Raw genomic sequence first — 7,884 nt, forward strand, 5'->3', positions numbered from 1 at the left:
TTACTCGATGATCTTGGAGACCACGCCGGCACCAACGGTACGGCCACCTTCGCGAATCGCGAAGCGCAGACCATCTTCCATGGCGATCGGAGCGATCAGGGCAACACTCATCTTCACGTTGTCACCCGGCATAACCATTTCCACGCCTTCCGGCAGTTCACAGGAACCGGTTACGTCGGTGGTACGGAAGTAGAACTGCGGACGGTAGCCCTTGAAGAACGGAGTATGACGGCCGCCTTCTTCTTTGGACAGTACGTACACTTCGCACTCGAACTTGGTGTGCGGAGTGATGGAGCCCGGAACCGCCAGTACCTGACCACGCTCAACGTCGTCACGCTTGGTACCACGCAGCAGAACACCAACGTTCTCACCAGCACGACCTTCGTCCAGCAGCTTGCGGAACATCTCAACACCGGTACAAGTGGTCTTGACGGTATCCTTGATACCAACAATTTCCACTTCGTCACCAACCTTGATGATGCCACGCTCAACACGACCGGTTACCACGGTACCACGACCGGAGATAGAGAATACGTCCTCGATCGGCATCAGGAACGGCTGATCAATCGCACGCTCCGGCTCCGGGATGTACTCGTCCAGGGCTTCTACCAGCTTCTTCACAGCGGTAGTACCCATCTCGTTGTCGTCTTTACCTTCCAGCGCCATCAGCGCGGAACCGGTTACGATCGGAGTGTCGTCGCCCGGGAAGTCGTACTGGCTCAGCAGATCGCGAACTTCCATCTCGACCAGCTCCAGCAGCTCCTCGTCATCGACCATGTCCGCCTTGTTCAGGAACACAACGATGTAAGGAACGCCAACCTGACGGGACAGCAGGATGTGCTCGCGAGTCTGCGGCATGGGGCCGTCAGCTGCGGAACAGACCAGGATCGCGCCGTCCATCTGGGCAGCACCGGTGATCATGTTCTTCACATAGTCAGCGTGGCCCGGGCAGTCTACGTGCGCGTAGTGACGGGTCGGAGAATCGTACTCAACGTGAGAGGTCGCGATAGTGATACCACGGGCCTTCTCTTCCGGCGCGTTATCGATCTGGTCAAACGCGCTGGCTGAACCTGTACCCCACACTTCGTGACATACACGAGTCAGAGCAGCGGTCAGAGTGGTCTTACCATGGTCAACGTGACCAATAGTACCCACGTTTACGTGCGGTTTACTACGCTCAAATTTTTCTTTGGACATTTGACCAACTCCCCTAATCAACCTGGATCGTAACGTTGACCGGATAAAAATGGAGCTCATGGGCGGATTTGAACCGCCGACCTCACCCTTACCAAGGGTGTGCTCTACCGACTGAGCTACATGAGCATTAAAACCAAATTGGAGCGGGCAGCGGGAATCGAACCCGCGTCATCAGCTTGGAAGGCTGAGGTAATAGCCACTATACGATGCCCGCGAGCAATAAGTGGTGGAGGGGGCAGGATTCGAACCTGCGAAGGCGATGCCGTCAGATTTACAGTCTGATCCCTTTGGCCACTCGGGAACCCCTCCCGTACAAATTCGTTTCCCACGAATCTGCTCAAAACTTAAAGTGGAGCTGGCGGACGGAATCGAACCCCCGACCTGCTGATTACAAGTCAGCTGCTCTACCAACTGAGCTACGCCAGCTCACATTCGCCTCGTCAGCGAGGGCGGTATACTACGGAGTTTTTTCTGACGTTGCAACACCTTCACAAGGGTTGATTTCGATGAAATCGAAATTTTTGCCATATTCCGAAGTTACCGCCTGAACCAGGTCCTCAGCGAGGTCCGGCTCAGCCTCAAAATCGAGGGCGTAGCTTATCTGATTTCGGTCGTAGTTGGCTAGTACCGCATTGAGATTCTGACGTTTTTTTTCTTCGAGCACGGAAATTGCCGCCTCCCGGGACTCAAACAATCCCAGAGAGATGGCGTTGCGATATTCACCCTGGGTGACGAGATAAGAGTCTATGCCCTGGCGCTGAATATCGCGGAATTGCCTGCGCGCTGCTTCCGGAGGTTGGGGAGGGATCATCACCCAGTTCAGCGGCGGGCGCTCCCGCTCCAACTCCTCAATCGAAACAGCCATGTCACCAAGAGCCGGCACGGAACCTATGATCGCCTGCACTGCTTCCCGGCTCTCCAGCCAGCCCATTCGGACACACTGCAGGGGAGGCTGGATCGGAACCGGTTTCGGCGATTTTGCCAGCGGGTCGGAAGAGGCTACTCCACCCGATTCCCCTTCCAGGCCTGCTTCGCTGAGATCGGGAACAGGCTCCGGTTTGTCCGGGGACTTGAGACTGGCAACCCGGGGTAAGGTGCCGGACAAAGTCTCTGACGAGCGCACCGGCGGCTGCATGGCGCCGGCGAAATACCAAAGCAAAAGATTGGCACCAACCAGTACCAGCGCCAGCCACCTCATATTGCCAACTCTTCCGAATCGATGGCCGCCAGCCCTTGAAGGACCAGATCGGGCACATGAACTGCGTTAAGCCCCAGGCCCTGGAGCCGCTCAGCATCACCCCCGGTTACCAGAATATCGCGCAGGGCGAAGGTGCTGACATCCGCCCGGATCCGATCGATCATTGCCGCAGAAAGCCATGCCAGGCCATGGTTTACGCATTCGCCGGTGCTCACCCCCGGCTCGATTTGCAATACCTGCTCGGGATCAAACAGAATTCTGGCAGCATCGGTCTGGAGGCTTCGAATCATCATTTTCAGGCCGGGTAGAATAAACCCACCCAGATGCTGCCCGGATTGGTCCACGTAATCGACGGTCACGGCACTGCCTGCATCCACTACGGCGAAGCCCTCCCGGTGCCGCTGCCAGGCGCCATACATGGCGTGCCAGCGATCGGCACCCATACGCTGGCAATCCTGATAGGCGTTTCTCAGGCCGCCCCGCCGGGATTCCGACCAGTGACACACCGCAGGCACGCCGAACCGACGCTCCAGATGGGCCACCAACGCTTCACGACGAGCTTCTGCAGCCACCGTCGATACACTGATGCGCCGAACCCTGGGCTCTGGCGGAAGCCCCTGCAGGGGATCGGGACTCGACAGGTCTCCGACGCCGCTGGCAAGCACGTTCTGACGATCACCCAGCTGCCATTTCAAACGGGTATTGCCCGCGTCTATCAACAGTCTCATGAGCGCATCCGCAAGCTGATTTCCCCGGCCCTGACGGGACTCACACCTTCGGCATTCCTGACCAGATAATTACCGGTTTCATCGATGCCCTCGCCGGTACCCTCCAATTCGCCTCCCCTGGCATGGATCGTCTTACCGAAGAAGATATCCCGTGATTGCCAGGGCGCCCGGAAATCCCTGAAACCTACGTCTGAAAAAATGTCCGAGGCATCATGCACTGCGTTGATAATGGCTGAAGCGATCCGGTTCCGTGACCATTCCCGAGCGGGAAAAGCCGATGCGAGACTGGTCCAGGGCTGGTCTACCGAATCAGCTTCTGACATATGGACATTGATGCCAATGCCTGCAATGACCTGGACCACCCCTTCCTGCAATTCCCCCTGGAGCTCCACGAGAATGCCGCCGAGTTTGCCGCCGGGCAGGAAGATGTCATTGGGCCACTTCAGTCCGATCGATTCCGCACCCAGGGATTCGAGCGCATTGGCAACAGCCACACCCAACACCAGACTGAGACCGTCGAGCACGGCGAAGCCTCCGTGGAACGTCAGCCCGATACTCAGGTAAAGATTCTCACCACGGGGACTTTGCCAGGCTTTGCCACGACGGCCCCGGCCGGCGGTCTGGCAGTCCGCAATACAGACCGGGATTGAGGAGCTTCCAGCCTGCCACTGCCGGATCACCTCCGCGTTGGTGGAATCCACTTCATCAAGAACCGTTAAGTTGAGACCGGACCGGATCTCGGGAGCAATACCACCCGAAATCTCCCCCGAGTCGAGGAGGTCCACAGGAGTCAGGAGCTGGTAGCCTTTCCCTCGCACCGTTGCCACCTCATACCCGTCGTCAACGGCGCGGCGTATCTGTTTCCAGACTGCGGTACGGCTTACCCCCAAAGATTGGGCAAGAGACTCCCCGGAATGGATCTTGCCATCCTGGAGAAGGGTTATCAGTGCTTTGGATTTCATGAAACGGTATCCGGCCTGAAGAGATTGATAAGGGCGGATTAAACAACAGGAGAAGGGAAAACACAAAGTTGGGGTTGGCCAGAACGCCATATTTTTGGAGAAATACCCGGGCAGTGCTTCGCACTGCAGACGATGACCCGGAGCACCCCGAGACAGGGTGCTCGTCCTTACCTGAGCGAGCATCGCTCGCTCTGCCTTCGGCACCGGTGCGGACACTCTTGTAGGTCATCTCTTTCTTGCAGCTAATAAAAAACCCCAACACCTTGCGGTGCTGGGGTTTTGTATTAGGAGCCTGACGATGACCTACTTTGCTCAGGCCTGCCGGCCTTCGGCCCTTCGGGCCCGCCGTCGCGGAGCTCCGGCGTCCTGCGCTCGCCTTTGGCTCGCTTGTCGCATGGGGCCTTTGTAGTGAGAGAGAATATCGTATCCAAAATAAAAAAGCCCCGGCAGCTTTCGCTGTCGGGGCTGTTTTATTTAGGAGCCTGACGATGACCTACTCTCGCATGGGCCATGCCACACTACCATCGGCGCTGGTCTGTTTCACTTCTGAGTTCGGGATGGGATCAGGTGGTTCCAGACCGCTATGGTCGTCAGGCAAAACGGTTGATCACTGGGGGACGGGATAGAGTTAAGTGATGTTGATTTCGCGTTATCCGCAATTGTCTTGGGTGTTATATAGTCAAGCCGCACGAGCAATTAGTATCGGTTAGCTCAACGCCTCGCAGCGCTTACACACCCGACCTATCAACGTCCTGGTCTTGAACGGCTCTTCAGGGACCTCGAGGGTCCAGGGAGATCTCATCTTGGAAGGGGCTTCCCGCTTAGATGCTTTCAGCGGTTATCCTGTCCGAACATAGCTACCGGGCAGTGCGTCTGGCGACACAACCCGAACACCAGAGGTTCGTCCACTCCGGTCCTCTCGTACTAGGAGCAGCTTTCCTCAAATCTCCAACGTCCACGGCAGATAGGGACCGAACTGTCTCACGACGTTCTAAACCCAGCTCGCGTACCACTTTAAATGGCGAACAGCCATACCCTTGGGACCGGCTTCAGCCCCAGGATGTGATGAGCCGACATCGAGGTGCCAAACACCGCCGTCGATGTGAACTCTTGGGCGGTATCAGCCTGTTATCCCCGGAGTACCTTTTATCCGTTGAGCGATGGCCCTTCCATACAGAACCACCGGATCACTATGACCTGCTTTCGCACCTGCTCGACGTGTCTGTCTCGCAGTTAAGCGGGCTTGTGCCATTACACTAACCGCATGATGTCCGACCATGCTTAGCCCACCTTTGTGCTCCTCCGTTACGCTTTGGGAGGAGACCGCCCCAGTCAAACTACCCACCACACAGTGTCCTCATCCCCGATCAGGGGACCAAGTTAGAACCTCAAACATGCCAGGCTGGTATTTCAAGGTTGGCTCCACCGGAACTGGCGTCCCGGGTTCAAAGCCTCCCAGCTATCCTACACAAGCATGCTCAAAGTTCACTGTGAAGCTATAGTAAAGGTTCACGGGGTCTTTCCGTCTAGCCGCGGATACACCGCATCTTCACGGCGATTTCAATTTCACTGAGTCTCGGGTAGAGACAGCGCCCCCATCGTTACGCCATTCGTGCAGGTCGGAACTTACCCGACAAGGAATTTCGCTACCTTAGGACCGTTATAGTTACGGCCGCCGTTTACCGGGGCTTCGATCAAGAGCTTCGGACGAATCCTAACCCCATCAATTAACCTTCCGGCACCGGGCAGGCGTCATACCCTATACTTCCACTTTCGTGTTTGCAGAGTACTGTGTTTTTAATAAACAGTCGCAGGGGCCTGGTATCTTCGACTGGTCTCGGCTCCACCCGCAGGGGCTTCACCTACTACCAGCGTGCCTTCTCCCGAAGTTACGGCACCATTTTGCCTAGTTCCTTTACCCGAGTTCTCTCAAGCGCCTTGGTATTCTCTACCTGACCACCTGTGTCGGTTTGGGGTACGGTCTCGAATAGCCTGAAGCTTAGAAGATTTTCCTGGAAGCAGGGCATCAATGACTTCCCGCCCGTGGGCAGTCGTCGTCGCGTCTCAGGATTGTGGACCCGGATTTGCCTAAGTCCACTCCCTACTCGCTTAAACCGGGACAACCGTCGCCCGGCTCACCTAGCCTTCTCCGTCTCTCCATCGCAGCTATCCAAGGTACGGGAATATTAACCCGTTTCCCATCGACTACACCTTTCGGTCTCGCCTTAGGGGCCGACTCACCCTGCGCCGATTAGCGTTGCGCAGGAACCCTTGGTCTTCCGGCGTGCGGGTTTTTCACCCGCATTGTCGTTACTCATGTCAGCATTCGCACTTCTGATACCTCCAGCATGCCTCTCGACACACCTTCGCAGGCTTACAGAACGCTCCCCTACCCCGTACACTTACGTGTACAGCCGCAGCTTCGGTGACCAGTTTGAGCCCCGTTACATCTTCCGCGCAGGCCGACTCGACTAGTGAGCTATTACGCTTTCTTTAAAGGATGGCTGCTTCTAAGCCAACCTCCTAGCTGTCTGAGCCTTCCCACATCGTTTCCCACTTAACTGGTACTTGGGGACCTTAGCTGGCGGTCTGGGTTGTTTCCCTCTTCACGACGGACGTTAGCACCCGCCGTGTGTCTCCCGGATAGTACTCACTGGTATTCGGAGTTTGCCTGGGGTTGGTAAGCCGAGATGGCCCCCTAGCCCAAACAGTGCTCTACCCCCAGTGGTATTCGTCCGAGGCGCTACCTAAATAGCTTTCGGGGAGAACCAGCTATCTCCGGGCTTGATTAGCCTTTCACTCCGATCCACAAGTCATCCCCTGGCTTTTCAACGACAGTGGGTTCGGTCCTCCAGTTGATGTTACTCAACCTTCAACCTGCTCATGGATAGATCGCCCGGTTTCGGGTCTATGCCCAGCGACTGAATCGCCCTATTCAGACTCGGTTTCCCTACGGCTCCCCTAAACGGTTAACCTCGCCACTGAACATAAGTCGCTGACCCATTATACAAAAGGTACGCCGTCACACCCGAAGGTGCTCCGACTGCTTGTACGCATACGGTTTCAGGGTCTATTTCACTCCCCTCACAGGGGTTCTTTTCGCCTTTCCCTCACGGTACTGGTTCACTATCGGTCAGTCAGGAGTATTTAGCCTTGGAGGATGGTCCCCCCATGTTCAGACAGGATATCACGTGTCCCGTCCTACTCGATTTCACTGAACTCAGGTTTCGGATACGGGGCTATCACCCACTATGGCGGCACTTTCCAGAGCCTTCTCCTACCAGTCGTCCAGCTTAAGGGCTGGTCCCCGTTCGCTCGCCGCTACTGAGGGAATCTCGGTTGATTTCTTTTCCTCGGGGTACTTAGATGTTTCAGTTCCCCCGGTTCGCCCCGTACAGCTATGGATTCACTGTACGGTACCGACCCGAAAGTCGGTGGGTTTCCCCATTCAGAGATGTCCGGATCACAGCTCGTTTGCCAGCTCCCCGAACCTTATCGCAGGCTTCCACGTCTTTCATCGCCTCTGACTGCCAAGGCATCCACCGTATGCGCTTAGTTGCTTGACTATATAACCCCAAGACAACTGACCACGAATCCGCACCCGCCAGGCAAGCCTGATTGACGCTTATTCGAGACAGCCGACTGAAGCCATACAACAACCACTTCAACGACAACACCGGATAACGCTTGAAATCGCTATCACTTTGAACATCTTCTCTCGGAGATAAAGAGAGAAGAATATTCGTGTTCTATCTCGTCCAATTTGTTAAAGAGCAAATCTGACCCAGTGATCAGAAAG

Annotated in this window: 4 protein-coding genes, 4 tRNA genes and 2 rRNA genes; all 10 read right to left on the reverse strand. The window is 56.0% G+C overall.

The window, feature by feature from the left end:
• The 10 genes from tuf to ACQUTG_RS18350 all read right to left on the reverse strand — a co-directional run bounded on the left by tuf (position 1) and on the right by ACQUTG_RS18350 (position 7,651).
• The gene (gene tuf / locus ACQUTG_RS18305; protein WP_428920748.1) at positions 1-1,197 is read right to left on the reverse strand and encodes an elongation factor Tu; all 1,197 of its coding nucleotides are present in this window, start codon (positions 1,195-1,197) and stop codon (positions 1-3) included.
• A 50-nt stretch (positions 1,198-1,247) separates the two neighbouring features.
• A tRNA-Thr gene (locus ACQUTG_RS18310) sits at positions 1,248-1,323 on the reverse strand.
• 13 nt (positions 1,324-1,336) lie between these two features.
• Positions 1,337-1,411, reverse strand: a tRNA-Gly gene (locus ACQUTG_RS18315).
• A 10-nt stretch (positions 1,412-1,421) separates the two neighbouring features.
• Positions 1,422-1,506, reverse strand: a tRNA-Tyr gene (locus tag ACQUTG_RS18320).
• Positions 1,507-1,547: 41 nt separating this feature from the next.
• Positions 1,548-1,623: transfer RNA gene (locus tag ACQUTG_RS18325), tRNA-Thr, on the reverse strand.
• 31 nt (positions 1,624-1,654) lie between these two features.
• The gene (locus ACQUTG_RS18330) at positions 1,655-2,128 is read right to left on the reverse strand and encodes a hypothetical protein (RefSeq protein WP_428920749.1); all 474 of its coding nucleotides are present in this window, start codon (positions 2,126-2,128) and stop codon (positions 1,655-1,657) included.
• 263 nt (positions 2,129-2,391) lie between these two features.
• Positions 2,392-3,123 (reverse strand): type III pantothenate kinase, encoded by a 732-nt coding sequence (locus ACQUTG_RS18335; protein WP_428920750.1) that lies wholly within the window; start codon positions 3,121-3,123, stop codon positions 2,392-2,394.
• Positions 3,120-4,085: a biotin--[acetyl-CoA-carboxylase] ligase gene (locus tag ACQUTG_RS18340; RefSeq protein ID WP_428920751.1), complete on the reverse strand. Its 966-nt coding sequence runs from the start codon at positions 4,083-4,085 to the stop codon at positions 3,120-3,122. Before ACQUTG_RS18340 ends, ACQUTG_RS18335 begins: the two co-directional genes overlap by 4 nt.
• A 480-nt stretch (positions 4,086-4,565) precedes the next feature.
• Positions 4,566-4,680, reverse strand: a 5S ribosomal RNA gene (gene rrf / locus ACQUTG_RS18345).
• A gap of 80 nt (positions 4,681-4,760) precedes the next feature.
• Positions 4,761-7,651, reverse strand: a 23S ribosomal RNA gene (locus ACQUTG_RS18350).
• Positions 7,652-7,884 lie beyond the last annotated feature (233 nt).

Origin of the sequence: Marinobacter sp. DUT-1 (genome assembly GCF_050379415.1) — a bacterium.
Classification (GTDB): domain Bacteria; phylum Pseudomonadota; class Gammaproteobacteria; order Pseudomonadales; family Oleiphilaceae; genus Marinobacter.